Annotated in this window: 22 protein-coding genes, 2 pseudogenes and 1 other annotated feature; of the genes and pseudogenes, 17 read left to right on the forward strand and 7 right to left on the reverse strand. The window is 72.2% G+C overall.

The window, feature by feature from the left end:
* Positions 1–25: 25 nt before the first annotated feature.
* Entirely contained in the window at positions 26–427 is a 402-nt protein-coding gene (locus HNR08_RS13115; protein WP_090035322.1) for a four-helix bundle copper-binding protein, read from the reverse strand.
* Between the two features lie 238 nt (positions 428–665).
* Between HNR08_RS13115 and HNR08_RS22750 the strand changes: the two genes are divergently transcribed.
* Positions 666–1,085, forward strand: coding sequence for a DUF6803 family protein (locus HNR08_RS22750; protein WP_338075835.1), 420 nt, complete (start codon positions 666–668; stop codon positions 1,083–1,085).
* A gap of 54 nt (positions 1,086–1,139) precedes the next feature.
* On the opposite strand, the gene HNR08_RS13120 is transcribed toward HNR08_RS22750, so the two are convergent.
* Positions 1,140–2,123, reverse strand: coding sequence for an IS481 family transposase (locus HNR08_RS13120; RefSeq protein ID WP_183835042.1), 984 nt, complete (start codon positions 2,121–2,123; stop codon positions 1,140–1,142).
* A gap of 243 nt (positions 2,124–2,366) precedes the next feature.
* Between HNR08_RS13120 and HNR08_RS13125 the strand changes: the two genes are divergently transcribed.
* Positions 2,367–3,604, forward strand: a protein-coding gene (locus tag HNR08_RS13125) for an IS3 family transposase (protein ID WP_246803297.1) whose coding sequence is annotated in 2 segments (ribosomal slippage) — positions 2,367–2,646 and positions 2,646–3,604 — 1,239 coding nt in all. Because the reading frame shifts where the segments join, the coding sequence is not laid out codon by codon here.
* Positions 2,645–2,758: a sequence feature (AL1L pseudoknot), on the forward strand. It overlaps the preceding gene by 114 nt.
* A gap of 16 nt (positions 3,605–3,620) precedes the next feature.
* Positions 3,621–3,878 (forward strand): annotated as a pseudogene (locus HNR08_RS13130) (transposase); the annotation flags it as partial.
* Between the two features lie 34 nt (positions 3,879–3,912).
* Here the strand turns inward: HNR08_RS13130 and HNR08_RS13135 are convergent.
* Positions 3,913–5,174, reverse strand: a protein-coding gene (locus HNR08_RS13135) for an IS3 family transposase (RefSeq protein WP_183834765.1) whose coding sequence is annotated in 2 segments (ribosomal slippage) — positions 3,913–4,826 and positions 4,826–5,174 — 1,263 coding nt in all. Because the reading frame shifts where the segments join, the coding sequence is not laid out codon by codon here.
* Positions 5,175–5,249: 75 nt separating this feature from the next.
* A pseudogene (locus HNR08_RS13140) lies at positions 5,250–6,178 on the reverse strand (IS3 family transposase); the annotation flags it as partial.
* Between HNR08_RS13140 and HNR08_RS13145 the strand changes: the two are divergent.
* From HNR08_RS13145 to HNR08_RS13170, 6 genes are all read left to right on the forward strand, one after another.
* Complete coding sequence (locus HNR08_RS13145; protein ID WP_276513105.1) at positions 6,177–6,437, forward strand: IS3 family transposase; 261 nt, start codon at positions 6,177–6,179, stop codon at positions 6,435–6,437. The pseudogene HNR08_RS13140 and the gene HNR08_RS13145 sit on opposite strands and share 2 nt — an antisense overlap.
* A 41-nt stretch (positions 6,438–6,478) precedes the next feature.
* A complete protein-coding gene (locus tag HNR08_RS13150; protein ID WP_146839150.1) occupies positions 6,479–7,801 on the forward strand; it encodes an ISL3 family transposase in 1,323 nt (440 codons plus the stop codon).
* Positions 7,798–8,976: a hypothetical protein gene (locus HNR08_RS13155; RefSeq protein ID WP_146839148.1), complete on the forward strand. Its 1,179-nt coding sequence runs from the start codon at positions 7,798–7,800 to the stop codon at positions 8,974–8,976. The genes HNR08_RS13150 and HNR08_RS13155 overlap by 4 nt, the downstream gene beginning before the upstream one ends.
* Before the next feature lie 98 nt (positions 8,977–9,074).
* Positions 9,075–10,250 carry a hypothetical protein gene (locus HNR08_RS13160; protein ID WP_146839146.1) on the forward strand — a complete coding sequence of 392 codons (1,176 nt, stop codon included), beginning with the start codon at positions 9,075–9,077 and terminating at the stop codon, positions 10,248–10,250.
* A gap of 244 nt (positions 10,251–10,494) precedes the next feature.
* Complete coding sequence (locus tag HNR08_RS22755) at positions 10,495–11,112, forward strand: type IV toxin-antitoxin system AbiEi family antitoxin (RefSeq protein ID WP_146839144.1); 618 nt, start codon at positions 10,495–10,497, stop codon at positions 11,110–11,112.
* Positions 11,109–11,891, forward strand: a complete 783-nt coding sequence (locus HNR08_RS13170; protein WP_146839142.1) for a nucleotidyl transferase AbiEii/AbiGii toxin family protein — start codon at positions 11,109–11,111, stop codon at positions 11,889–11,891. The genes HNR08_RS22755 and HNR08_RS13170 overlap by 4 nt, the downstream gene beginning before the upstream one ends.
* Position 11,892: 1 nt before the next feature.
* On the opposite strand, the gene gap is transcribed toward HNR08_RS13170, so the two are convergent.
* Positions 11,893–12,897: a type I glyceraldehyde-3-phosphate dehydrogenase gene (gene gap / locus HNR08_RS13175; RefSeq protein WP_146839140.1), complete on the reverse strand. Its 1,005-nt coding sequence runs from the start codon at positions 12,895–12,897 to the stop codon at positions 11,893–11,895.
* A gap of 136 nt (positions 12,898–13,033) precedes the next feature.
* The gene (locus HNR08_RS13180; RefSeq protein ID WP_146839138.1) at positions 13,034–13,990 is read right to left on the reverse strand and encodes a GlxA family transcriptional regulator; all 957 of its coding nucleotides are present in this window, start codon (positions 13,988–13,990) and stop codon (positions 13,034–13,036) included.
* A 70-nt stretch (positions 13,991–14,060) separates the two neighbouring features.
* Between HNR08_RS13180 and HNR08_RS13185 the strand changes: the two genes are divergently transcribed.
* Positions 14,061–14,600 (forward strand): GNAT family N-acetyltransferase, encoded by a 540-nt coding sequence (locus tag HNR08_RS13185; protein WP_146839136.1) that lies wholly within the window; start codon positions 14,061–14,063, stop codon positions 14,598–14,600.
* Between the two features lie 3 nt (positions 14,601–14,603).
* On the opposite strand, the gene HNR08_RS13190 is transcribed toward HNR08_RS13185, so the two are convergent.
* Complete coding sequence (locus HNR08_RS13190; RefSeq protein WP_183835044.1) at positions 14,604–15,197, reverse strand: TetR/AcrR family transcriptional regulator; 594 nt, start codon at positions 15,195–15,197, stop codon at positions 14,604–14,606.
* Positions 15,198–15,311: 114 nt separating this feature from the next.
* Here HNR08_RS13190 and HNR08_RS13195 point away from each other — a divergent pair, with 114 nt between their 5' ends.
* The 7 genes from HNR08_RS13195 to narI all read left to right on the forward strand — a co-directional run bounded on the left by HNR08_RS13195 (position 15,312) and on the right by narI (position 25,042).
* Positions 15,312–16,103: a hypothetical protein gene (locus tag HNR08_RS13195; protein ID WP_146839132.1), complete on the forward strand. Its 792-nt coding sequence runs from the start codon at positions 15,312–15,314 to the stop codon at positions 16,101–16,103.
* 233 nt (positions 16,104–16,336) lie between these two features.
* Positions 16,337–16,552 carry a hypothetical protein gene (locus HNR08_RS13200; protein WP_146839130.1) on the forward strand — a complete coding sequence of 72 codons (216 nt, stop codon included), beginning with the start codon at positions 16,337–16,339 and terminating at the stop codon, positions 16,550–16,552.
* A gap of 122 nt (positions 16,553–16,674) precedes the next feature.
* On the forward strand, positions 16,675–17,979 hold the full coding sequence (locus HNR08_RS13205; protein ID WP_146839128.1) for an MFS transporter: 1,305 nt from the start codon (positions 16,675–16,677) through the stop codon (positions 17,977–17,979).
* 40 nt (positions 17,980–18,019) lie between these two features.
* Positions 18,020–21,781, forward strand: coding sequence for a nitrate reductase subunit alpha (locus HNR08_RS13210; protein WP_146839126.1), 3,762 nt, complete (start codon positions 18,020–18,022; stop codon positions 21,779–21,781).
* A complete protein-coding gene (gene narH, locus HNR08_RS13215) occupies positions 21,781–23,610 on the forward strand; it encodes a nitrate reductase subunit beta (RefSeq protein ID WP_146839124.1) in 1,830 nt (609 codons plus the stop codon). Before HNR08_RS13210 ends, narH begins: the two co-directional genes overlap by 1 nt.
* Positions 23,607–24,299 carry a nitrate reductase molybdenum cofactor assembly chaperone gene (gene narJ, locus HNR08_RS13220; RefSeq protein ID WP_146839122.1) on the forward strand — a complete coding sequence of 231 codons (693 nt, stop codon included), beginning with the start codon at positions 23,607–23,609 and terminating at the stop codon, positions 24,297–24,299. Before narH ends, narJ begins: the two co-directional genes overlap by 4 nt.
* Entirely contained in the window at positions 24,296–25,042 is a 747-nt protein-coding gene (gene narI / locus HNR08_RS13225) for a respiratory nitrate reductase subunit gamma (RefSeq protein WP_146839120.1), read from the forward strand. Before narJ ends, narI begins: the two co-directional genes overlap by 4 nt.
* Positions 25,043–25,047: the final 5 nt, after the last annotated feature.

Genomic DNA, 25,047 nt, shown 5'->3' on the forward strand with positions numbered 1-25,047 from the left:
CAGCCGCCGGGGCGCGGGAGCAGGTTCAGCCGAGGGCCGCGAGCAGCTCGCCGCACGCCGTCTCGCAGTCCCGGCACGCCTCCGCACAGATGCGGCAGTGCTCGTGCATCCCTGCGTGCTGCTCGCACTCGTCTCCGCAGGCGCGGCAGGCGGCGATGCACGCCTCGAGGTGGGCGCGCGTGAGGTTCGCGTCGTAGGCGGTGTGGCGGGACAGGATCCGCGCCGTCGTCGCACAGCTGTCGGCACAGTCGAGGTTCGAGCGGATGCACTTGCGAAGGTCCGCGACCATCTCCTCGCTAAGGCACGCGTCCGCGCATGCCGTGCACGCCTGCGAACACGCAACGAGGGCGTCGATGACCATGGCCAGCAGCTGGCGGTCGAGGTTGATCGTCGCGGGGTACGTGTCGAGCATCTCGCTGGTCTTCATGTCGGCCTCCTGGCGGTAGGTCGTGCGGCCGGCGCCCGGCGCGCGCCGCGGGACCTTTTCGATGCTACGAAGCCGCTAGCGTGCGCGCGCGGTGAGAGGGCCAAGGCCGCCATGAAGGTTTCATGAAGGCCTCAGCCGAACGTCGTACGAGAAGGCGCCCAGCGCCGGGCGCTCAGCGGTGAGTCGAGCAACGGCCCCACCGAGGCGTGCACAGCATCCGGCGATGTGGATGACGCGGATGCGCAGGTGTGGGCGGCGGCTGGCGAGTGGGCGTGAGGTCCCGCCACCGGGCTACGGCACGTCGTCGGGCGTCAGGCTAAGCAGCGGTTATGCCGCTGACCGCCCAGCGGCGGCGGGCCTGGGTGGGGCCGTCGTCGTCGCGGCTTGTGCCTTGGTCGGCATCTTCCTCATCGTGGCCCACGTCGCGATGATCGCGGGCATGCTCGACCCGTCCGGCGTCGGATGGGACGCGACCCATGTCATGAACGACGGCCCCACCATGGACGGCGCGACGCAACGACCCCCGGCTCCGCGGGCGTCACGATGCCCCGACCGTCGCAGGCCTGGGCACTCGTGTCGGCGCCATGCCGCAGACCGGGCTTCAGCGACCCTTCATCAGACCTCGACCCAGCCTTCGGGCCGTCCACCCGACGCTTGACTCGTGGCGCCGTCCGGCGCCAAGAGGAGCGCAGCGATGTCCTGGTGCCTGGGCCTAGGTGTACTGACTCGCTGCGTTGTTGACGCGGTCGATGGGTGTGAGGCCGCCGATGCCGAGGTGGGGTCGGTCCATGTTGTAGTGCTCGAGCCAGGCGGCCAAGGCCGCCGCGCGGTCGGCGTTCGATGACCAGATGCGGGAGTAGGCCCACTCGGTGGCCAGAGTTCGGTTCAGCCTCTCCACCTTGCCGTTGGTCCAGGGGCAGTGCGGTCGGATGAACTTCTGGACGATGCCCAGGTCGGCCGCGGTTTGCCGGAAGACGGCGGAGTTGCGGTAGGCGAACGCGTTGTCGCTGATCACCCGCTCGACCTGGATGCCGTGATCGGCGTAGAACGCCGTCGCGCGGGCTAGGAACGCGGCGGCAGTGACGCCTTTCTCGTCGGTGTGGATCTCGGCGTAGGCGAGGCGGGAGTGGTCGTCGATCGCGGTGTGGACGTAGTCGTATCCGGTCGGGACCTTCTTGTGCCGGTGATCGACCGTGGACGCCCGGCCGTGTGCTCGCCAACCGCCGCCGTCAGGGATCCGCCCGAGCTTCTTGACGTCGATGTGGACCAGCGACCCAGGGTGCGGGTGCTCGTAGCGGACCGCCGTGCGGCGCATGGCGCGGATGACCTGCCCGGTGACCGGGTCGCAGTCCGCCAGCCGCGGAACCCGGTGCCGGGCCAGGACCCGCCCGACGGTCGAGGCCGGCAACCCGACCAGACGCCCGATCGTCACAGGTCCGCGACGGGTCAGCATCCGCGCGATCCGCACCCGGGTCTCGGCGCAAGGGCTCGTACGGCGCGGGTGGGTGTGGGCCACGCTCGGGCGGTCGACCAGGCCGGCGCGGCCCTCAGCCTGGAACCGGCGCCACCACCGCCACGCCGTGGTGCGCGAGACACCCATCTCCGCGGCGACATGCGCGACCGGACGACCCGCACCGATCCGCTGGACCATGGTCAACCTGCCGGCAGGAGTCAGCCGGGCGTTAGCGTGGGACACGAGAGACCTCCGTGTGCTCGAGAGAAGCCGTCAGACAGCTCCCACTCGACCCGGAGGTCTCTCCTCACGTCAACAACGGTCCGGGTCAGTACACCTAGGAGCAGGCGGCTGGTTGATGCTCGCTGCCAGCGTGGCCGTACTCGCGCTCGCCGTCTGGGCGGTCCTGCGCCTCTTCCCTGCGTCACCTGCACCTGAACCGCCCCGGCTTCCGTAGAGGCTCTCAATCCACGGAGGATGAGAGTCATGGCAGCACCGAGGAAGTACCCGGAGGAGCTTCGGGAGCGAGCGATCAGGATGGCCGTCGATGCGCGGCGTGACCCCGCGACGCGGGTCGGGGCGCTGCGCCGGATCGGTGACCAGCTCGGGATCAATCCCGAGACGTTGCGGAACTGGGTCACCCAGGCCGAGGTCGACGCCGGCGATCGACCCGGGACGAGCACGTCGGACGCGCAGCGGCTGGCCGAGCTCGAGCGGGAGAACCGTGAGCTGCGCCGATCCAACGCGATCTTGAGGTCGGCGTCGGCTTTCTTCGCGGCGGAGCTCGACCGCCCACAACGGTGATCGTGGAGTACATCGACGGCCACAAGGGCCAGTTCGGGGTCGAGCCGATCTGCAGGGAGCTGCAGGTCGCCCCGAGCACCTACTACGCGGCCAAGACACGTCCAGCCTCGGCGCGGTCTGTCGGCGACGCCGAGCTGACCGAGGTGATCACCGCTGAGCACGCGGGGAACTACGGGGTCTACGGGGCGCGCAAGATGTGGAAGCACCTGCACCGCCTGGGCCACCCGATCGGGCGCTGCCGGGTCGAACGCTTGATGCGCGCCGCTGACCTGCACGGAGCCGTCCGCGGCCGGGCCAGGCGCACCACGATCCCGGGCAAGGACGGTTGCCGCGCCGGGGACCTGGTCAACCGCGCGTTCACCGCGACCGCCCCGAACCAGCTGTGGGTCGCGGACTTCACCTACGTCCGGACGTGGGCCGGCTTCAGCTACGTCGCGTTCATCATCGACGTCTACTCACGCATGATCGTCGGCTGGAAGGCCGACACCACGATGCGCGCCGACCTGGTCACCGACACCCTGGAGATGGCCGTGTGGTCTCGCGGCCGCGCCGGCGTTACCGACCTGACCGGGCTCATCCATCACACCGATGCAGGGTCGCAATACGTCAGCCTGGCGCTGACCGAGCGGCTCGCCGCGCTCGGCATGCGGGCCTCGATCGGGACCGTCGGCGACGCCTACGACAACGCCCTGGCCGAGTCCACCATCGGCCTGTTCAAGACCGAGCTCATCCGTCGCCGGGGGCCCTGGCGGACGCTGGATGACGTCGAGATCGCGACCCTGGAGTGGGTCGACTGGTTCAACAACCGGCGCCTGCACACCGAGCTCGGCGACATCCCACCGAGCGAGCACGAGGCCGCCCACTACCGTCAGATCACGGCGTCCACGACGCTGGAAACCAAAGAACCGAGCCTCCACTGAACCCGGGGCGGTTCACTACTGCTGCTGCGTGCTGGACGCCTTCAGCCGCAAGATCATCGGCTGGTCGATCGACTCCACCCAGGACACCCGTCTGGTCATCAACGCCCTCGACATGGCCGTCGGCAACCGCGACCCAGCCCCGGGAGGGATCGTGCACGCCGACCACGGGGCCCAGTTCACGTCGTGGGCGTTCGGCGACCGCATCCGCCGGGCCGGGCTCATGCCCTCGTTCGGGTCCGTCGGTGACGGTCTGGACAACGCGATGATGGAGTCGGGCCCTACCCCCGGTTCTTGGACACGGGGTGTGATTACGCGGCGATCGGCAGCGTAGCGGCCCGGCGGGCCTCGTAGGCGGTCGGGGACAGGTAGCCGCACCAGGAGTGGCGGCGGCGGGTGTTGTAGCGGGTCAGCCAGCGGAAGACCTGCCGGCGGCAGGTTGGCTCGTCGGGCCAGCAGGCGTCGTCTTGCAGGACCTCGCGCTTGAGGGTGGCGTTGAACGACTCGGCCATCGCGTTGTCGGCCGAGGACCCGACGGCGCCCATCGACTGGGTCACGCCGAGCCTCGCGCAGACCCTGGCGTAGTCCTTCGAGCAGTAGACCGACCCGTGGTCGGAGTGGAACAGCGCCCCGGCCAGGGTGCCGCGGGTCGCGGCGGCGGCCTTGAGCGCGTCTTCGACGAGCTCGGTGCGCATGTGGTCGGCGACTGCCCACCCGACGAGCCGGCGGGAGTGGCAGTCGATGACCGTGGCGAGGTAGAGGTTCGTGCCGTCGGCGATCGGCAGGTAGGTGATGTCGCCGACGTAGCGCCGGTTCGGTGCCGGCGCGGTGAAGTCCCGCTTGAGCAGGTCGGGGTGCTTGCGGCCCGACGGCTCGGGGATCGTGGTCCGCACTCGACGCTTCTTGACGTAGCCCGCGATACCCGCCGCGCGCATCACCCGGGCGACGCGCTTGTGGTTGACCTGCTCACCGGCGGGCGCGTCGTCGTTGAGCTCGGCCGTGACCCGCGGCGCGCCGAGCGTGCTGTCCGCGGCGTGGACCTTGCGGATCCGTGCCTCGAGCCGAGCGTCCGCCGCGGCGCGCTCGGCCCGCGCCGGCGCGCCAGCCTTCCACGCGTAGTAGGACGAGCGCTCGACCTGCACGAGCTCGCACAGTCGCTTCACCGGGTAGGTGGCGGAGTTGTCGGCGACGAACTGGAAGCGACTCACCAGCGCGTCTCCCCGGCGAAATACTTCGCCGCCTGCTGCAAGATCGCCCGCTCGGTGGACAGCTTGGTCGTCTCGACCTCGAGCTCGCGGACCCGGGCCTCGAGCCGGGCGATCCGCTCCTGCGGCGACTCGCCGACAGGCGCCGTCGAGCTCGCCGCAGCGCTCTTGGACCGCAACGGGCTGGGCGTCGCCGACCCGTCGACGGCCGTCTTGGCGCCCGTGCCGTAGACCTCGAGCCAGTGGCGCAGCGTGCCGCGCACGATGCCCAGGTCCGCGGCGATCCCGCGCACCGTGGCGCCCGGAGTGGACTCGTACAAGTCGACGGCCTGACGACGGAACTCCTCGGAGTAGCTCTTCCTGGCCATGAACTGGATCATCTCGCTTCCCCAGCGCGTTGCTGGATTCAGCGTGTCCAAGAACCGGGGTCAGGCCCCGGTGCCGCGGGTCGCGGCGGCGGCCTTGAGCGCGTCTTCGACGAGCTCGGTGCGCATGTGGTCGGCGACTGCCCACCCGACGAGCCGGCGGGAGTGGCAGTCGATGACCGTGGCGAGGTAGAGGTTCGTGCCGTCGGCGATCGGCAGGTAGGTGATGTCGCCGACGTAGCGCCGGTTCGGTGCCGGCGCGGTGAAGTCCCGCTTGAGCAGGTCGGGGTGCTTGCGGCCCGACGGCTCGGGGATCGTGGTCCGCACTCGACGCTTCTTGACGTAGCCCGCGATACCCGCCGCGCGCATCACCCGGGCGACGCGCTTGTGGTTGACCTGCTCACCGGCGGGCGCGTCGTCGTTGAGCTCGGCCGTGACCCGCGGCGCGCCGAGCGTGCTGTCCGCGGCGTGGACCTTGCGGATCCGTGCCTCGAGCCGAGCGTCCGCCGCGGCGCGCTCGGCCCGCGCCGGCGCGCCAGCCTTCCACGCGTAGTAGGACGAGCGCTCGACCTGCACGAGCTCGCACAGTCGCTTCACCGGGTAGGTGGCGGAGTTGTCGGCGACGAACTGGAAGCGACTCACCAGCGCGTCTCCCCGGCGAAATACTTCGCCGCCTGCTGCAAGATCGCCCGCTCGGTGGACAGCTTGGTCGTCTCGACCTCGAGCTCGCGGACCCGGGCCTCGAGCCGGGCGATCCGCTCCTGCGGCGACTCGCCGACAGGCGCCGTCGAGCTCGCCGCAGCGCTCTTGGACCGCAACGGGCTGGGCGTCGCCGACCCGTCGACGGCCGTCTTGGCGCCCGTGCCGTAGACCTCGAGCCAGTGGCGCAGCGTGCCGCGCACGATGCCCAGGTCCGCGGCGATCCCGCGCACCGTGGCGCCCGGAGTGGACTCGTACAAGTCGACGGCCTGACGACGGAACTCCTCGGAGTAGCTCTTCCTGGCCATGAACTGGATCATCTCGCTTCCCCAGCGCGTTGCTGGATTCAGCGTGTCCAAGAACCGGGGTCAGGCCCCGTCGTTCTGGTCCTCGATGCAGATCGAGCTGCTCAACCGGCAACGCTGGAACACCCGAGTCGAGCTCGCGAACGCGATCTTCGAGTACATCGAGATCTTCCACAACCGTCGCCGCCGACACTCGAGCCTGGGCTACCTCAGCCCGATCGAGTTCGAGCTACGCTCCGAACTGCCACCCATCCCGGCCTGACCACCACACGCACCGTGGTAACCAAGCCGTAGGGCAGCTCAGTGTGCCCTGATGCAGGGTTCGACACCGCCGATCTGACCACCTTCTGCCGTCTCGACGAGCTCGGCCTCGTCGTGACCGGCCAGCGACTCGAGCCCGACCGGGCAGTGCTGGCCTGTCGCGTCGTCGAACCCCTCGAATCCGACGAACGTTGGTGTCGGCGCTGCGGCTGTGAGGGCGTTGCACGCGACACCGTTACCCGGCGCCTGGCCCACGAGCCGTTCGGTTGGCGGCCCACGACGTTGATGATCACGATCCGCCGCTACTCCTGCACCGGCTGCACTCATGTGTGGCGCCAGGACACCACCGCGGCCGCCGAACCGCGAGCGAAGCTCTCGCGCCGCGCGCTGCGCTGGGCGCTGGAAGCCATCGTGGTTCAGCACCTCACCGTCGCCCGGATCGCCGAAGGTCTCGGGGTCGCATGGAACACCGCCAACAACGCCGTGCTCGCCGAAGGCAGACGGGTCCTGATCAACGACCCGTCCCGGTTCGACGGCGTCACCGTGCTCGGCGTCGATGAGCACGTCTGGAGACACACCCGCCGTGGCGACAAGTACGTCACCGTGATCATCGACCTCACCCCGATTCGTGACGGCACCGGTCCTGCGCGGCTACTCGACATGGTCGAGGGCCGCTCCAAGGCCGCGTTCAAGACCTGGCTCGCTGAACGTCCCGCAGCGTGGCGCGACGGCGTCGAGGTCGTCGCGATGGACGGGTTCACCGGCTTCAAGACCGCCACCAGCGAAGAACTGCCCGAAGCGACCGCGGTGATGGATCCCTTCCACGTCGTCCGTCTGGCCGGCGATGCCCTCGATCGGTGCCGACGCAGGGTCCAGCAGATCATCCACGGCCACCGCGGCCGCAAAGACGACCCGCTCTACCGCGCCCGGCGGATGCTGCACACCGGCGCTGGGTTGCTCACCGACAAGCAGTGCGAACGGTTGCACGAGCTGTTCGCACCTGATGCCCACGTCGAGGTTGAGGCGACCTGGGGCGTCTACCAGCGCATGATCGCCGCCTACCGCGAGCCCGACCGCGCCAAGGGCCGTGAGTTGATGGCAAAGCTGATCGACTCGCTCAGCCACGGCGTCCCGGCCACACTCGCCGAGGTCATCACGCTGGGACGGACGTTGAAGAAGCGAGCCGACGACGTGCTGGCCTACTTCGATCGACCTGGCACGTCGAACGGACCGACCGAGGCGATCAACGGTCGGCTCGAGCACGTCCGCGGCTCAGCGCTCGGGTTCCGGAACCTCACCAACTACATCGCTCGCTGCTTGCTCGAGACCGGAGGCTTCAGGCCGCAACTACACCCTGGATTGTGAAGAGCCTGATAGATCTCGCCGCGCTTGCGCACGACTCCCGGGAAGTCTCGTACCAGATCGGAGGCGCGCCGATCGAAGTCGTACGGGCACGAGGAACCGTGCTCGCTGTGGCGGTGCTTCAGCTTGAAGTGCAGGCGGACGTCGACCGTCTGGCCGGTACGAGGGTCCGTTCTCGTGTACGCGGCTTGCCACGTCGCAGCGACGCCGCAGCCGGCGCACCGGATGCCGTCGCGGTCGAACCGGCTCGGGTCGGGCTCGATCTCCTCCGGTGTCCACCGATGCCCGAGCCTGTCGATCACGATCGGGATCGACGGACGCCACCGTTCCACGAGGTCACCTCCACCGCCCAAGGGGCCGCTTCGCGGCTTTGCTCAGGAGCGTCGCATCCGGTCGCGGGGTCTGTCGGCTCATTCGGCCCTCGGATCCGCGGTGACTTCCGCATCCGATTCATGTGGCGACTGACCTTAGGCCTTTGGTCCGGAACTCAGATCGGCATCTACGGAGATTTCGGGCAAATCCATCAGTTCGGACTGGCAAACCCAAGAACCTGGTACCCGATTCGCATCGCTCGGCAGACATGGTCGCTTACGTTCGTCATTGCGGATGACCGGGCCGAGGATGGAGCAGATGTGTGTCGAGCGAAGAATGACCCGCGCGGCTGGTACCGGTGTGACTGGGAGCTGAGCACGTTCATCAGCCGGTTGGTGGCCCTCGAGGCAGAGGTGGTGGCCGCCGGATACCTGGGGGAGTCCTCCGATCGCGGGCCGCTGAGCGCCGATCTGGTCGCTGGCGCGAAGGTCGTGATGGTCGAGATGGTGCTCGAACTCGTCGACCCCTCCCACGAGGGTGTGCCGTCGCGCGGCCTTGCGCAGACGCACCTGTGGTGCGACATCGCCGCGACGATCGGGAACGCCTGTGCAGGGATCGCCGGTCTGCCCGCTGCCATCGCCGACACGGTGACCGTGGCTACTCGTCCGGCCGTCTCAGGCCCGTGTGTCGGGGCGTGGTCACGGCCTGGCTGGGGCTGCTTGCAGGCTCGGGGCTCGCGGACGTGTCGACGATCGGACACCTCGCGGATGTCGTCGCCGTTGACAGCTGCCCCGACCAGCGCAGGCACCCTGACGTGCGTGAGTGCGGTGAGCGGCTCACGACGTGGCTCGGCGACGAGATCATGAGCCGTGCCAGTTCTCCCGGCGTGGGAGGCGGCCCGAGCTGACGTCAGCAGGGTCCGGTCGATGGGCAGGCGACGGACGATCCGGTAGGGGAGGCGTTGATGGCGAACGGGCTCGACGCGGTGCTCGCGACGGCGGAGCTCGGTGAGGAGGAGCGCGCGGCGATCGAGGCCGCGCAGGCACGGTTCATCGGGGTGGGTGAGCGTCAGCGGTTCGCGCGCTGGCACGACTTGTGGCCGCTGCTCGACGTCGGTGCCCGCCGCAGTGTCCTGGTCGCTCTAGCCGGTCAAGCAGAGTTCGACCTGCTTCCTGAGGAGGTCGCCGCGCTGCAGTGGCGCGAGTCGCCCGGGCGTGGGGTGTACCCGGACGCGGTTCTCGAGCTTCCCGGCAACGGCGAAGCCCCGGGCGTGGTCTGGGCCGTCCTGGAGTACAAGCTGCGGGCCTCGCTCAACGGGCCGATGCTCTCCAGCGTCCTGGGCGCACCGGACGACGGCACTCTTCTCCAGAGCGCAGGTCCGGAGTTGAGAGCTGCCGCCTACCGGTGGCACCCCGGCGGGCCGCTGCGCGTCCCTCAGCTCGTGGCTTACTACGCGGCCCGCGATCGTCTGTTCGGCGGACGCACGGATGCCCGGACGCGGTGGTTGCTGCTCACGCCCCGCGGCTGGCGTGCCGGGTGGGACGGACGGTGGTCGGTCCCCGCGCACGCGTGGACTTGCGGTGAGCGTGACGTCATCGTCGAGATCCCGAGCATCTGGCGGCGCCGCCCGCTCGAGGACGTGGTCGTTGTCCTCCTCGATCTCCTGCGATCCTCTTCGCTCACGTCCGGCACGGGGAGTCAGCTGGTCGAGGCGATCGGTGCTGTGCTCGCCGCGCCCGGCACATGGCGTTGGAGGGGCCGAACCCGCAGCGGCGGCGAGGTGGCGTTCCGGACCCTGGCCGATGTCGTCGGTGGTGGGTGCGGGTTGTGGGACGGGTGCGTCACTGCGGTGTGGCGCACGGGGCCCGACGGCTCGTCGGCCTCTGCCGAGGTTCGGCTCGAGGAGGGGACCGGGTACATCATCGTGCCTCGCGATGCTCACGGTGTCGTGGACGCGGACGACAAGGAGCTGCTCGTGGAGGCGTTGACGGGCGCCGGGCAGCGGCTGCCCGGAACGGGCTGCGCGCGACACCCTGGTCGAGGCAACTGCGGGTGCGTCGATGTCGACGGCTTCGACCTGACGTGTCTGCGCGAGCGGCGCGCGCGGGATCCGGAGCAGCGCTGCCTGATGCTCACGTGAGACCTGGGGCCTCACGTCGTCTCGACCCCGACTGCCCCCAGCCGGGCTCGACTCGGTCGAGCGGTCGTGGTGTGCACTCGGGCCTCGAGCGGACTCGACTGGCATGTGAAGAGGCGATGCTCGACCCGGCCCACGAAGCAGCAACGTAGGCTTCCTGGTCACCGACGCGAGGTCGATCACAACCCTGCAAACTGTAGCCCGCGGGGTTACAGTTTGCAGGGTTCTCCACGTCGAGGAGGTTGCTGTGCCCGATGCCCGACGCCTCGTCGCTCGTCGTCCCCTGCGGACGATCCGGCCGGCCGATCTGGACGGGGTGTTCGCCAACCCGCGCGCCACGCTGCAGCGGCTGGAGCGCGACGGCGTGGTCCACCGCCTCGCGTACGGCTACTACTGCGAGGTACCGGCCGACGCCGATCCGGCGACGTGGCTGCCGTCGATCGAGGCCGCGGCGATGGGCGTGGCGCTCGCGCGCGGCGCCCCGTCGGAGCCGGTCCTCATGGGGATGTCGGCCGCCCGCGTGCACGGTGCGCTCCCACGCGCGGTCGCGACGGCGACGGTCGCGGTCGCGGCCGGGGGGCGGCGCCCGGTCCACCTCGTGGACCGGGCGGGGACGATCCGGTTCGTGGAGCGCGACACGGCGGCGCTCGACGCCGAGCGCGTGCGCACGGACCTGGGCGCCGCGCTCGTCACCACCCCGGAGCAGACGGTGCTGGACGTGGCCCGGTTCCGGTCGGCCGACCCGGAGGCGCCGGCAGTGGTCCGGGCGCTCTGGCCGCGGGTGGACCGGGTCCAGCTCGTCCAGCTCGCGCGATCGTCGCGGGGTGTCGCGGCGCTGCGGCGCGCGGAGGCGATGGCCTCGTGACGCTCTCGGGACCCGATCTCGCGCGGGTGGCCGACCAGTTCGGCGCGGCCGACGCCCAGGTCCGCCGCGACCACCTCATCAGCCACGTCCTCGGTGCGCTCGCGGCGCACGTCCCTGCCGGGCGCCTGACGTTCTTCGGCGGCACGGCTCTGTCGCGGACCCACATCCCCGACGGCCGTCTCAGCGAGGACATCGACCTGCTGGCGACCGGACCGCGGGCGGAGGTCCTGCGGGAGATCGAGTCGGCCGTCCGCCGCGGCGTGCAGCGCAGCCACGGCCGCCCGACGTGGGACCCGCCCCTGCGCGACACGTCGGGGTCGCAGGCCAGCATCCTGTCGGCGGGCGAGGCGTCGATCCGGGTCCAGGTGCTCGACGGTGCGGGGTACCCTTGGCCGACCGAGGTGCGCGACATCGAGCAGCGCTACGGGGACGCCCCGCCCGCACGGCTGCGGACCTTCACCGCCCCGGCGTTCGCCGCCGCCAAGCTCTCCGCGTGGGTGGACCGCGCGCTCAGCCGCGACCTGTGGGACCAGGCGCACCTGGCGGACAGGGGGCTCGTGGACCCCGAGGCGGCCCGCCTGTTCCTCCGCCACGGGCAGTTCGCCCACCGGCCGGACGCCTGGGTCTTCACGACGCCGCCGTCCGAGGAGCAGTGGCACGACTCGCTGGCCCACCAGACGCGCCTGGGTGAGTCGGCGGCGGAGTCGCTGGTCCGGGTCCGGGACGCGTGGATGCGCGCGTTCGACTCCGCTGCCGACACGGCTGAGGGCGGGGTCTGACTCAGCCCTGCGACCGCCCCATGAGCTCGAGGGTGTCCACCACGCGGTTCGAGAACCCCCACTCGTTGTCGTACCAGGCCACGACCTTCACGTGCCGCCCGTCCACCCGCGTGAGGTGCGAGTCGAAGACCGAGGACGCCGAGTTCCCCGCGATGTCGGTCGACACCAGGAAGTCCTCCGAGTACTCCAGCACGCCGGCCAGCGCGCCCGAGGCCGCGGCGCGGTAGGCCGCCAGCACGTCCTCGCGGGTGACGTCCCGGGCCACGGTGGCGTTGAGCTCGACGAGCGAGCCCACCGGGACAGGCACCCGGATCGAGTCGCCGGACAGCCGGCCGTCGAGCTGCGGCAGCACGAGCCCGATCGCCTTGGCGGCACCCGTCGTCGTGGGCGCGATGTTCAGGGCCGCCGCCCGGGCCCGGCGCGGGTCGCGGTGCGGGCCGTCCTGCAGGTTCTGCTCCTGCGTGTAGGCGTGCACGGTCGTCATGAAGGCGTGCTCGATGCCGGCGAGGTCGTCGAGGACGGCCGCCAGCGGCGCGAGCGCGTTCGTCGTGCACGAGGCGTTCGAGACGACGGTGTGCGCCGCCGGGTCGTACGCGTCGGTGTTGACGCCGTAGGCGATCGTGACGTCGGCGCCGTCCGACGGGGCCCCGACCAGGACCGCGCGGGCGCCCGCGTCGAGGTGGCCGCGGGCCGCGGCGGCGCTCGCGAACCGTCCGGTCGACTCCAGCACGACGTCCACGCCGAGCTCGGCCCAGGGCAGGTGCGCCGGCTCGCGCTCGGCGAGGACGCGGATGCGGCGGCCGTCGACGACCAGGTGGTCGCCGTCCACGGACACCGGCCGGCCGAGCCGCCCGGCCGTCGAGTCGAAGGCGAGGAGCCGGGCCAGGGCGGCCGGCTCGGTGAGGTCGTTCACGGCGACGACCTCGAGGTCGCTGCCGCGCTCGAGCAGCGCGCGCAGCACGTTGCGGCCGATGCGTCCGAAGCCGTTGATGGCGACGCGGGTCATGGGATCCTCCCGGTGGTGTTCCGTTCGTGTCCCACCAGCGTCGTCGCGGGGGAGCGACCCGGACAGCGGCCGGGGCGCCATGGTCCGCACGGATCTCGCCAGTCCCCGGATGCGGCCCGGGCGGGGCGCGCGAGGGCTACTCGCCGCGCGTGAAGGTGCGCCGGTACTCGCTCGGGGTCGTGCCCAGGACGCGCTGGAAGTGGCGCCGCAGGTTCGCGCCGGTCCCCAGTCCCACGTCGACGGCCACCTGCTCGACGGAGCGCTGCGAGCGCTCGAGCAGCTCCCGGGCCACGTCGATCCGGGCCCGCAGGATCCACTCCATCGGCGTGTACCCGGAGTCCTCGACGAAGCGGCGCGAGAACGTGCGCGGCGACACCGCGGCGTGCCGGGCCAGCACGCCCAGCGTCAGCGGCTCCCCGAGGCGGTGCAGCGCCCACTCCCGGGTGGCGGCGAACCGCTCGCCCAGCGGCTCGGGGACGCTGCGCGGCACGTACTGCGCCTGGCCGCCGCTGCGGTACGGCGCGGCGACCAGGCGGCGGGCGGCGTGGTTGGCGGGCGCGACGCCGAGGTCCCGCCGGATGATGTGCAGGCACAGGTCGATCCCCGACGCCGCGCCCGCCGAGGTGAGCACCCGCCCCTCGTCCACGAACAGCACGTTCTCGTCCACCGTGACGCGCGGGTACCGCGCCGCGAACGACCGCGTGTAGTGCCAGTGCGTGGTGGCGCGCCGGCCGTCGAGCAGCCCCGTCGCCGCGAGGGCGAACGCGCCGGTGGAGATCGCGGCGAGGTCCGCACCGCGCTCGTGCGCCGCGACGAGCGCGTCCACCACCGCGGCGGGCGGGTCCTCCCGGTCGGGCTGGCGGTACCCGGGGATGAAGACGACGTCGGCCCAGGTCAGCGCGTCCAGGCCGTCCGCGACGTGGTACGCCAGGCCGTCGCCGCCCCGGACCAGGCCCGGCTCCGGACCGCAGACGCGGACCTCGTAGGGCATGCTCGGCCGGTTCGTGAACACCTGCGCCGGGATGCCGACGTCGAGCGGCTTGGCCCCGTCGAGCACGAGCACGGCGACGCGGCGGAGGCGGGTGGCGGCCACGGCGCCAGCGTAGGGCGCGACTGCCGATATCCCCTCGCCCCGCCGCGCGTCCCGCCCTACCGTCCGGACCGTGCACGCCGTCACCGAGCGCCTGGTCCTCCGTCCGTTCACCGCCGGGGACGGCGCGGCGCTGCACGCGTACCTGGCCTTGCCGGAGGTGGTCCGGTTCGAGCCGTACGGCCCGTACGACCGCGCAGGAGCCGACGCGGAGGCGGCCCGGCGCGCGACCGACCCGCGGTTCGTCGCGGCGGAGCGGGCGTCCGACGGGGCCCTGGTCGGGCACGTGTTCCGGGCACCGACCGGGCCGGAGGAGTGGCGGACCTGGACGGTGGGGTACGTGTTCCACCCGGCCTTCGGGCGGCAGGGCTACGCGACCGAGGCCGCCCGCGCGGTCGTGGACGACTGCGTCCGCGGCCAGGGCGCGCACCGCGTGACGGCGCGCTGCGACCCGCGCAACGAACGGTCCTGGCGGCTGCTCGAGCGCCTCGGGATGCGGCGCGAGGGGCACGAGCGGCGGTGCGCGTCGTTCGCGACCGGCCCCGACGGCGCACCCGTGTGGCACGACGCGTACCTGTACGCGGTGCTGGCGGAGGAGTGGCCGCGGGTCTGAGGCTCAGAGCAGCGCGACCAGCGCCTCGGCGTTCCGGGTGAGCCGGATCAGCCGGTCCCGCAGCTCCGCGAACGACCCCCCGGGCGCGCGCCCGACGGCCGCGGCGAGCTCCGCGCCGTCGGCGGCGAGCAGCACCACCTGCATCGCCCGCGGGTCGAACCCGTCGGCGGTGAGCCGCTGCTCCCAGGCGAGGGAGTCGGCCCGGGCTGCCTCGACGACGGCCGGGACGACGGACAGCTGCGCCATGACGGCCCAGTAGTCGGCGCTGTCCGGGTCCTCCAGGTCGGCGAACGTGGCCCGCAGGTAGCCGCGCATCACCCGGCCGGGCTCCAGGTCCGCGGGGTCGGTCTGCGCGTCGACGTCGAGCAGGAACCGGTCGAACGCGTCCTGCGCGAGCGCGACGAGCAGCTGCTCCTTGGAGCCGTAGTGGTGCAGCAGGCCGCTCTTGGAGACGCCGGCGGTGCGCGCGATGACGTCGACGCTCACGCCGGCGCCGTGCTGCGCGACGGCGACGGCGGCGGCGTCCAGCAGCGCACGGCGGGTGCGGGCGGGGTCGCGGCGGGCGCGCTCGGGGTCCTCGGGGGGCGGTGTGGGCACGGGTCCCATCCTTCCAGCAGCGGACGGTTGAGCCGACCGGATGGTCCGTCCGGGGCCCGGTGCGGTACTCTACAGACCAGATGGTCGGCTCAACCGTCCGAAAGGTGGGCGAGGATGATGGCGGGGCGTCAGCAGCAGGTCCGGACCGCGCTGGGGCGGCGGATGACCCGTGCGGTGACCGCGGTCGGGCCGTGCCGGGACGACGACCCGCGCTCCGCCGTCGCGTTCCTGGCGCTCGACGGCTGCGTGCTCGGCTGGTACGCCGGCGTGCACCCGGGCGACCCGGCCTGGTGGAACCGCGCGCTCGGCGCAGTCGCGTCCTACGCCGCGTTGCCGGTCCCCCCGGAGCGGGCCGAGGCGGTGTCCGCCCGCTGGGAGCGGTTCCCGATGCGGGACGAGCTGCCGCTGCTGGACGCCGTGCTGACGCTGGTGCAGCAGGGTGGCGTCCGGTCCGTGACGCTGGAGCGCGTCGCCCGGGCCGCGGGGCGGGACGTGGACTGGCTGTCCAGCCTGTACGGCTCGGTGGACGAGCTGCTCGGCGACCTGCAGGACCGGGTGGCCAGCGACGGGTTCGACGACCTGGCGCCGCTGCACCTCGAGCCGTCGCGCGCCGGCGTGCGGTCGATGCTCGACGTCCTGACCGACGACCGGCGCACCACGTCGCTGCTGCGCACGCTCGCGCTGTCGGGGGTGGAGGTGTCACACGGCGCGGCGACGGCCGCCCGGGAGCTGTCCCCGGTCGCCCGGCCGGGCTGGGAGCGGCTGGACGACGACACGTGGGTCGCGGCGCTCGCGGTCGACGCCTGGGCGCTCGGGTCCAGCGCGTGGGGGCCGTACGCAGAGCAGGAGATGGACGGCGCGGTGGCGGCGGAGCTGCAGCGGCTGATCGGGTGCGGCGCGAGCTGAGCGGTTGACGCGACGCCTCTGGCGATCCTCGCCCGGCTCGAGCGCGACGGCCTCGCCGCCGGCGTCGGGGTCGAGCCGGGCGCCGTGGCCGACGGCAGGGTGTACGCGATCACGCCCGCCGGGGTCCACGAGCTCGAGTGCTGGCTCAGCACGCCGACGGTGCCGTCGGGCCGGCCGGCCGAGCTCGTCACGAAGGTCGTGCTCGGCATCGGGCTGGGGTCGTCCAGGTCCTCGTGCCCCTCGGCTCCGCGCTGGTGCTGGCCGTCGCGACCGGGAGCCTGCTGCTCGTCGCCCGCCTGCGCGACCAGCCCGTGGGCGGCCGGGTCGGGCTCGTGCCGATGGCGGCGGCGCTCGCGGCGACCGTCGCCGTCAGCGCCGCGCTGACGGCCACGGCGAGCCGGCCGGCCGGCCGCAGCCGGATCAGCCCGGAGCAGCTCCGCTCGGAGTGACGCGGCGGTTCCAGGTGCCTCCCGGGGGCGGAGCCGCTACGGTCGGCGGCAGTGATGCAGATCACAGGGGGTGGCGGCATGGGTCTCCGGTCGAGGGGACGCGCGACGACGGGCACCGCGGGATGAGCCGCGTCGAGCCCGCCGTGGACCTGCGGCGCTGGGATCCCGAGGACGAGCGGTTCTGGGACAAGCGCTTCGCGTGGCGGACGCTGTGGATCACGACCTACAACCTCACGCTGGCGTTCTGCGTCTGGTACCTGGTCTCCGCGATCGCGCCGCGCCTGAACGACATCGGGTTCGGCCTGTCGACCGAGCAGCTCTACTGGCTGGTGGCCGTCCCGGGCCTGGCCGGCGGGCTGATGCGCATGGTCTACATGTTCCTGCCGCCGATCGTCGGCACCCGGACGCTGGTCGGCGGCACGGCGACGCTCATGCTGATGCCGATGCTCGGCTGGACGATCGCGGTCCGGGACGCGACGACGCCGTACTGGGTGCTGATCTTCCTGGCGGCCGCGGCGGGCATCGGCGGTGGCGCGTTCTCCGGCTTCATGCCGTCGACGAGCTACTTCTTCCCGAAGCGGTTGCAGGGGACCGCGCTGGGCCTGCAGGCCGGGCTCGGGAACTTCGGGGTCAGCCTGATCCAGTTCCTCACGCCGTGGGTGGTCGGGTTCGGCCTGCTCGGCACGGCCGCGCTCACGCCCCAGCAGACCGAGACCGGTGGCGAGCTGTGGCTGCACAACGCCGGGCTGGTCCTGGTGCCGTGGGTGATCCTCGGGGCGGTGCTGGCCGCGGTGTTCCTGCGCCGGGTGCCGGTCCAGGCGAACATCCGCCAGCAGCTCGACATCTTCCGCGAGAAGCACACGTGGTTCATGACCGCGATCTACACCATGACCTTCGGGGCGTTCAGCGGGTTCGCCGCGCAGCTCGGGCTGATGATCACGAACATCTACGGCGGCTTCGAGGACCCGCCCGACCCGCTGGCGTACGCGTTCCTCGGGCCGCTGATCGGGTCGCTCGTCCGCGCCGGGCTCGGCCCGCTGTGCGACCGGTACGGCGGCGCGATCTGGACGCTCGTGTCCGGCATCGGGATGACCGCGAGCACGGTGTTCACGATCTTCTTCCTCGAGCCCACCGAGCGGTCGCAGTTCACCTGGTTCCTGCTCGGGATGCTCGCGATCTTCTTCTTCGCCGGCGTCGGCAACGCGGGCACGTTCAAGCAGATGCCGATGATCTTCCCCAAGCGGCAGGCCGGCGGCGTCATCGGCTTCACCGCCTCGATCGCGGCGTTCGGGCCGTTCCTGGTCGGCATCGCGCTGTCACTGATGGCGCCGACGACCTTCTTCATCGGCTGCGCCGTGTACTTCGCGGGCTGCACCGTCCTGACCTGGGTGTTCTACGCCCGACCGGGTGCGCCCCGGCCGGGCTGACCCGCCGCCCCGGCGCGCCGCCGCGGCCCCCACCGCGCCCATGCCGCCATCCGCCATCCGCCACTCGCCTGGAGGACCGCACGTGAACCCCACCCGACCCGACGCCCCCGGCCTGGACTCGCCCGCCGCGGACGCGCTGCTCCGGCTCGGCCGCCACCTGCGCCGCGGCACCGTGTCCGACGACCTGCGCACGCTCTACCAGATCGGCGGACGGCAGGCCGACACCTTCTACCGGGACCGGTGGTCGCACGACAAGGTGGTGCGCTCGACGCACGGTGTGAACTGCACGGGCTCGTGCTCGTGGAAGGTCTACGTCAAGGACGGGATCATCACCTGGGAGGCGCAGCAGACGGACTACCCGTCGGTCGGCCCGGACCGGCCGGAGTACGAGCCGCGCGGCTGCCCCCGGGGCGCGGCGTTCAGCTGGTACACGTACTCGCCGACCCGCGTGCGGTACCCGTACGTGCGCGGGACGCTGCTGGAGCTCTACCGGGAGGCGAAGGCCCGCGCCGGCGGGGACCCGGTGGCGGCGTGGGCGAGCATCGCCGACGACCCGGAGACCGCCCGCCGGTACAAGCAGGTCCGCGGCAAGGGCGGCCTGGTGCGAGCGACCTGGGACGAGGCGGTCGAGATCGTCGCGGCCGCCCAGGTGCACACGATCCGCCGGTACGGCCCCGACCGGGTCGCCGGGTTCTCGCCGATCCCGGCGATGTCGATGGTGTCGCACGGCGCGGGCGCCCGGTACCACGCGCTGCTCGGGGCGCCGATGCTGTCGTTCTACGACTGGTACGCGGACCTGCCGGTGGCCTCGCCGCAGGTGTTCGGGGACCAGACCGACGTCCCGGAGTCGGGGGACTGGTGGGACGCCGGGTACCTCATCATGTGGGGCTCGAACCTCCCGGTGACCCGCACGCCGGACGCGCACTGGATGGCCGAGGCGCGCTACCGGGGGCAGAAGGTCGTGGCGGTCTCGCCGGACTACGCGGACAACGTGAAGTTCGCCGACGAGTGGCTGGCGGCCCAGCCCGGCACGGACGGCGCGCTGGCGATGGCCATGGGTCACGTCGTGCTCCGGGAGTTCTTCGTCGACCGGCAGGTCCCGTACTTCCAGGACTACGTGCGCCGGTACACCGACCTGCCGTTCCTCGTGCGCCTCGAGCAGACGGCCGACGGGTGGGTGCCGGGCAAGTTCCTCACCGCGGAGGACCTGCCGGGCGCCGAGGCGCGCAGCGAGAACGCGGCGTTCAAGACGGTGCTGATCGACGTGGCCACGGGCGCCCCGGCGGTGCCCGGCGGGTCGCTCGGCTTCCACTACGGCGAGGGGGGCGCCGGGCGGTGGAACCTCGACCTGGGCGACATCGACCCGCAGCTGTCGGTGGCCGACGACCCGGCCGCGCTGGACCCGGTCGCCGTGCTGCTGCCGCGGTTCGACGCGGTGGACGGGACGCCCGCGACGGCGCTGCGCGGGGTGCCGGTGCGGCGGGTCGGCGAGCACCTGGTGACGTCGGTGTACGACCTGGTGCTGGCCCAGTACGGCGTCGGGCGGCCGGGGCTGCCGGGGGAGTGGCCGACCGGCTACGACGACCCCGCGCAGGGCTGCACGCCCGCGTGGCAGGAGCAGTTCACCGGGGTGGCCGCCGCGAAGGCGGAGCGGATCGGCCGGGAGTTCGCGGCGAACGCCGAGGAGTCCCGCGGCCGGTCGATGATCGTCATGGGCGCCGGGACGAACCACTGGTTCCACTCCGACACGATCTACCGCGCGTTCCTGGCACTGACCACGCTGACCGGCTGCCAGGGCGTGAACGGCGGCGGCTGGGCGCACTACGTCGGGCAGGAGAAGGTCCGCCCGGTGACCGGGCACGCGCACTACGCGAACGCCCTGGACTGGGCGCGGCCGGCGCGCACGATGATCCAGACCGCGTACTGGTACCTGCACAGCGACCAGTTCCGGTACGACCCGTTCGGTGCGGACAGCCTGTCGTCCGCGGCGCCGGGCGCGGCCGGCGGGCAGCTGACCGGACGGAGCACGGCCGACGTCATCGCGCTGTCCGCCCGGCTGGGCTGGATGCCGTCGTACCCGACGTTCGACCGCAACCCCCTGGACCTCGCCGACGAGGTCGCGGCGTCCGGGCGGCCCGCGACCGAGCTGGTGCCGGAGCTGCTGACGTCCGGCGCGCTGCGGTTCGCCGCCGAGGACCCGGACGCCCCGGAGAACTTCCCGCGGGTGCTGACCATCTGGCGGGCGAACCTGCTGGGGTCGTCCGCGAAGGGCGACGAGTACTTCCTGCACCACCTGCTCGGCACCGACTCGAACCTGCGGGCCACGGAGGCGCCGCCGGGCGCCCGGCCTCGCGAGGTGACCTGGCGGGACGAGGCGCCGACCGGGAAGCTCGACCTGCTGGTGACGCTCGACTTCCGGATGACCAGCACGACGGTGTACTCGGACGTCGTGCTGCCGGCGGCCACCTGGTACGAGAAGCACGACCTCAGCACGACGGACATGCACCCGTTCGTGAACTCGTTCAGCCCGGCGATCGCGCCCCCGTGGCAGACCCGCACGGACTTCGACATCTTCCAGACGCTGGCCCGGCGGTTCAGCGCGCTCGCCGCCGACCACCTCGGGGTGCGGCAGGACCTGATCGCGGTGCCGCTGACCCACGACACCCCCGACGAGCTCGCCACGCCCCACGGCCGGGTGCGGGACTGGAAGGCGGGTGAGTGCGACCCCGTCCCGGGCGTGACGATGCCGAAGCTCGTCGTCGTCGAGCGGGACTACGGCGCGATCGGCGCGAAGATGGCGGCGCTCGGGCCGCTGCTGGACACCCTCGGCACGACGACGAAGGGCGTCACGTACGACGTCGGCCCGGAGGTCGAGCTCCTCGGGCGGACCAACGGCGTCGTGCGCGGCGGGCCGGCGGCCGGTCGGCCGTCGCTGGCGCGGGACCTGGACGTCTGCGAGGCGATCCTCGCGCTCTCCGGGACGACGAACGGGCGGCTCGCGGTGCAGGGGTTCCACACGCTCGAGAAGCGCACCGGGCACCCGATGGCCGACCTCGCGGCGGAGCACGAGGGCAAGCACGTGACGTTCCGCGACACCCAGGCGGCGCCCGTGCCGGTCATCACGTCGCCGGAGTGGTCCGGGTCGGAGAGCGGCGGGCGGCGCTACTCGCCGTTCACGATCAACGTCGAGCGGCTGCGGCCCTGGCACACGCTGACCGGGCGGCAGCACCTGTTCCTCGACCACGACTGGATGTCCGAGCTCGGCGAGAACCTGCCGGTGTTCAGGCCACCGCTGAACATGTCGGCGCTGTTCGGGGAGCCCGCGATCGGGGAGACCGGGGAGCTCGGGGTCACGCTGCGGTACCTGACGCCGCACAACAAGTGGTCCATCCACTCCGAGTACCAGGACAACCTGTTCATGCTGTCGCTGTCCCGCGGCGGGCCGACGATCTGGATGAGCGACCGGGACGCCGCGACGATCGGGGTCGCCGACAACGACTGGGTCGAGGCCGTGAACCGCAACGGCGTCGTCGTCGCGCGGGCGGTGGTCTCGCACCGGATGCCGGCGGGGACGGTGTACATGCACCACGCGCAGGACCGGCTGATCGACGTCCCGCTGTCGGAGACGACCGGGCGGCGCGGCGGCATCCACAACTCGCTGACCCGGCTGCTCATCAAGCCGACGCACCTGGTCGGCGGGTACGCGCAGCTGTCCTACGCGTTCAACTACCTCGGCCCGACGGGCAACCAGCGCGACGAGGTCACCGTGGTCCGCCGCCGGTCGCAGGAGGTGCAGTACTGATGCGAGTCATGGCCCAGATGGCGATGGTGATGAACCTCGACAAGTGCATCGGGTGCCACACCTGCTCCGTGACCTGCAAGCAGGCGTGGACGAACCGCGCGGGCACCGAGTACGTGTGGTTCAACAACGTCGAGACCCGGCCCGGCCAGGGCTACCCCCGCACGTACGAGGACCAGGACCGGTGGGAGGGCGGCTGGACCCTGAACCGGCGCGGCCGCCTGCAGCTCAAGGCCGGCGGGCGGGTGAAGAACCTGCTGACGATCTTCGCCAGCCCCAAGCAGCCCTCGATCGACGAGTACTACGAGCCCTGGACGTACGACTACGAGAACCTGACGAACGCGCCGCTCCAGGAGCACAGCCCGGTGGCCCGCCCGAAGTCGCTGCTCAGCGGCGAGGACATGGCCGTGCGGTGGTCGGCGAACTGGGACGACGACCTGGGCGGCGGCCCGGTGCTCACCGCCCGCGACCCGGTGCTGCGCAAGGTCTCCGAGCAGGTGAAGCTCGAGTTCGAGCAGACGTTCATGTTCTACCTGCCGCGGATCTGCGAGCACTGCCTGAACCCGTCCTGCGCGGCGTCCTGCCCCTCCGGCGCGATCTACAAGCGCACCGAGGACGGCATCGTGCTGGTCGACCAGGACAAGTGCCGCGGCTGGCGCAAGTGCGTGACCGGCTGCCCGTACAAGAAGGTCTACTTCAACCACCGGACCGGCAAGGCCGAGAAGTGCACCTTCTGCTTCCCGCGGGTGGAGGTCGGGCTGCCGACGGTCTGCTCCGAGACCTGCGTGGGGCGGCTGCGGTACATCGGCCTGGTGCTCTACGACGCCGACCGGGTGCTGGAGGCGGCGAGCGAGCCCGACGAGAGGAAGCTCCTGGCCGCGCAGCGCCGGGTGCTGCTCGACCCCCGCGACCCCGAGGTGGTGCGCGAGGCCGAGCGCGCCGGCATCCCGCGGGACTGGGTGGAGGCGGCGCAGCGGTCGCCCGTGTGGCGGCTGATCCACGACTACGAGCTCGCCCTGCCGCTGCACCCCGAGTACCGGACGATGCCGATGGTCTGGTACATCCCGCCGCTGTCGCCGGTGGTCGACGCCGTGCAGGACACCGGCGAGGACGCCGAGGACGCCGGGAACCTGTTCGCCGCGATCGAGGCCCTGCGGATCCCCGTGGAGTACCTGGCGGAGCTGTTCACCGCCGGCGACACCGCGCCCGTCACGGCCGTGCTGCGCCGGATGGCCGCCATGCGCTCCTACATGCGGGACCTGAACATGGGCCGCACGCCGGACCCGTCGATCCCCGCGGGCGTCGGGATGGACGAGGCCTCGATGCAGGAGATGTACCGTCTGCTCGCCATCGCCAAGTACGACGAGCGGTACGTCATCCCGGCCGCGCACGCGGAGCAGGCGCACGGCCTGGAGGAGCTCGCCACCGAGTGCTCCCTGGACTACGAGGGCGGCCCGGGCATGGGCGGGTCGGGGCCGTTCGGCGAGGGGTCCGGCGGCGCGTTCCGGAACGACCCCGTGGCGGTCGAGAACTTCCACATGCTCAAGCAGCGGCAGACGGCGGACACCGTGACCGACCCGGGGGAGAAGCGGGCCCGGGTCAACCTGCTGAACTGGGACGGGAAGGGGGCGCCGGCCGGGCTGTTCCCGCCCCGCGGGGACGACGGACCGGGCGGTCCGGGCGCGTCCGGCGCCGCGGAGGCGCAGAGCACCGGGTCGGAGATCGTGCAGCCGCGGCCGGCGGGGGGCGAGCCGGGTGGGCCGGCGGGCGCGGGACCGGACCCGGGGCCGGGCGGTCCGGGCGGCGGCGCCGGCCAGGGAGGCACCCCGTGAACCGCGTCCACCGCGCCGCGCTCGCCCGGCGCCTCGCGACCCCCGAGCACGCGGTCGTGCACCGCGCCGCCGCGCTCCTGCTGGAGTACCCGACGCCGGAGCTCCTCGACCTGCTCCCGACGGTCCGGGCCGCGCTGACCGGGGTCCGCCCGGCGCTCGCGGCACCGCTGCTGCGGGCCGCCGACCACCTGGCGTCCGTACCGCTGCCCCGGCTCGCGGCGGACTACGTCGCGACGTTCGACCTGCGGCGCCGGTGCAGCCTCTACCTCACGTACTACGCCTACGGGGACACCCGGCGCCGCGGGGTGGCGCTGGTCGAGGTCAAGCAGGCGTACCAGGGCGCGGGCTTCGAGCTCGCCGGCGACGAGCTGCCCGACCACCTGGCCGTGGTCCTCGAGCTCGCGGGGACCGGGGACGCCGAGGGCCGCGCCGCGGGCATCGGGCTGCTGCTCGCGCACCGGGCCGGCCTCGAGCTGCTGCGGCTCGCGCTGCTCGACGCGGGGTCACCGTGGGCGGACGTCCTCGTCGCGGTGTCCGCGACCCTGCCGGACCTCGGCGACGACGACCGGGCCGCGGTGGCGAAGCTGGCCGCCGAGGGGCCGCCGGACGAGGAGGTCGGGCTCGACCCGTACACCAGCCCGAGGACCGCCTCGGCGCCCCCGACGGCCGCGATGGGAGCCGCGCGATGACCAGCACGAAGGACGTCGTCCTCTGGGTCGTCATCCCGTACCTGTGCCTCGCGGTTTTCGTGCTGGGGCACGTCTGGCGGTACCGGTACGACAAGTTCGGCTGGACCACCCGGTCGTCGCAGCTCTACGAGCGCCGGCTGCTGCGCTGGGCCAGCCCGATGTTCCACTTCGGGATCCTCGCGGTGTTCCTCGGGCACGTCATGGGCCTCGGCATCCCGAAGTCCTGGACCCGGGCGGTCGGGATGAGCGACGAGGTGTACCACTTCCTCGCGATCTCCATCGGCGCGGTCGCCGGCGTGTGCACGGTGCTCGGGCTGATCCTGCTGATCTACCGGCGCCGGACCGTCGGGCCGGTGTTCCGGGCGACCACCCGCATGGACAAGGTGATGTACCTGATGCTCGCGGTCGTCATCGCGCTGGGCATGTGGAACACGATCGCCGGCTCGGTGCTCAACCTCGGCGGGCACTACGACTACCGCGAGGGCGTGTCCGTGTGGTTCCGGGGCATCTTCCGGTTCGACCTGCACCCCGAGCTCATGGCCGACGCGCCGCTCGGGTTCCAGCTGCACGGCATGGCCGCGATGCTGCTGTTCGCGCTCTGGCCGTTCACCCGGCTGGTGCACGTGTTCAGCGTGCCGCTCGGGTACCTGTGGCGGCCGTACGTCGTCTATCGCTCGCGGCCGGACCGGTTGGGTGCGCGGCCCGCCGAGCGGGGGTGGGAGCGGGTCGAGCCGCGCGGGTAGCGTGC

The organism is Cellulomonas hominis, assembly GCF_014201095.1.
Lineage (GTDB): Bacteria > Actinomycetota > Actinomycetes > Actinomycetales > Cellulomonadaceae > Cellulomonas > Cellulomonas hominis.

What these genes read in the sequence shown, in the direction of transcription:
- HNR08_RS13205 (WP_146839128.1), top strand. Translation starts at nt 16,675, where the DNA reads ATGAGCCGCGTCGAGCCCGCCGTGGACCTGCGGCGCTGGGATCCCGAG.
- narH (WP_146839124.1), top strand. Translation starts at nt 21,781, where the DNA reads ATGCGAGTCATGGCCCAGATGGCGATGGTGATGAACCTCGACAAGTGC.
- HNR08_RS13160 (WP_146839146.1), top strand. Translation starts at nt 9,075, where the DNA reads ATGGCGAACGGGCTCGACGCGGTGCTCGCGACGGCGGAGCTCGGTGAG.
- gap (WP_146839140.1), bottom strand. Translation starts at nt 12,897, where the DNA reads ATGACCCGCGTCGCCATCAACGGCTTCGGACGCATCGGCCGCAACGTG.
- HNR08_RS13195 (WP_146839132.1), top strand. Translation starts at nt 15,312, where the DNA reads ATGATGGCGGGGCGTCAGCAGCAGGTCCGGACCGCGCTGGGGCGGCGG.
- HNR08_RS22750 (WP_338075835.1), top strand. Translation starts at nt 666, where the DNA reads ATGCGCAGGTGTGGGCGGCGGCTGGCGAGTGGGCGTGAGGTCCCGCCA.
- narI (WP_146839120.1), top strand. Translation starts at nt 24,296, where the DNA reads ATGACCAGCACGAAGGACGTCGTCCTCTGGGTCGTCATCCCGTACCTG.
- HNR08_RS13145 (WP_276513105.1), top strand. Translation starts at nt 6,177, where the DNA reads ATGAACTGGATCATCTCGCTTCCCCAGCGCGTTGCTGGATTCAGCGTG.
- HNR08_RS13210 (WP_146839126.1), top strand. Translation starts at nt 18,020, where the DNA reads ATGCCGCCATCCGCCATCCGCCACTCGCCTGGAGGACCGCACGTGAAC.
- HNR08_RS13115 (WP_090035322.1), bottom strand. Translation starts at nt 427, where the DNA reads ATGAAGACCAGCGAGATGCTCGACACGTACCCCGCGACGATCAACCTC.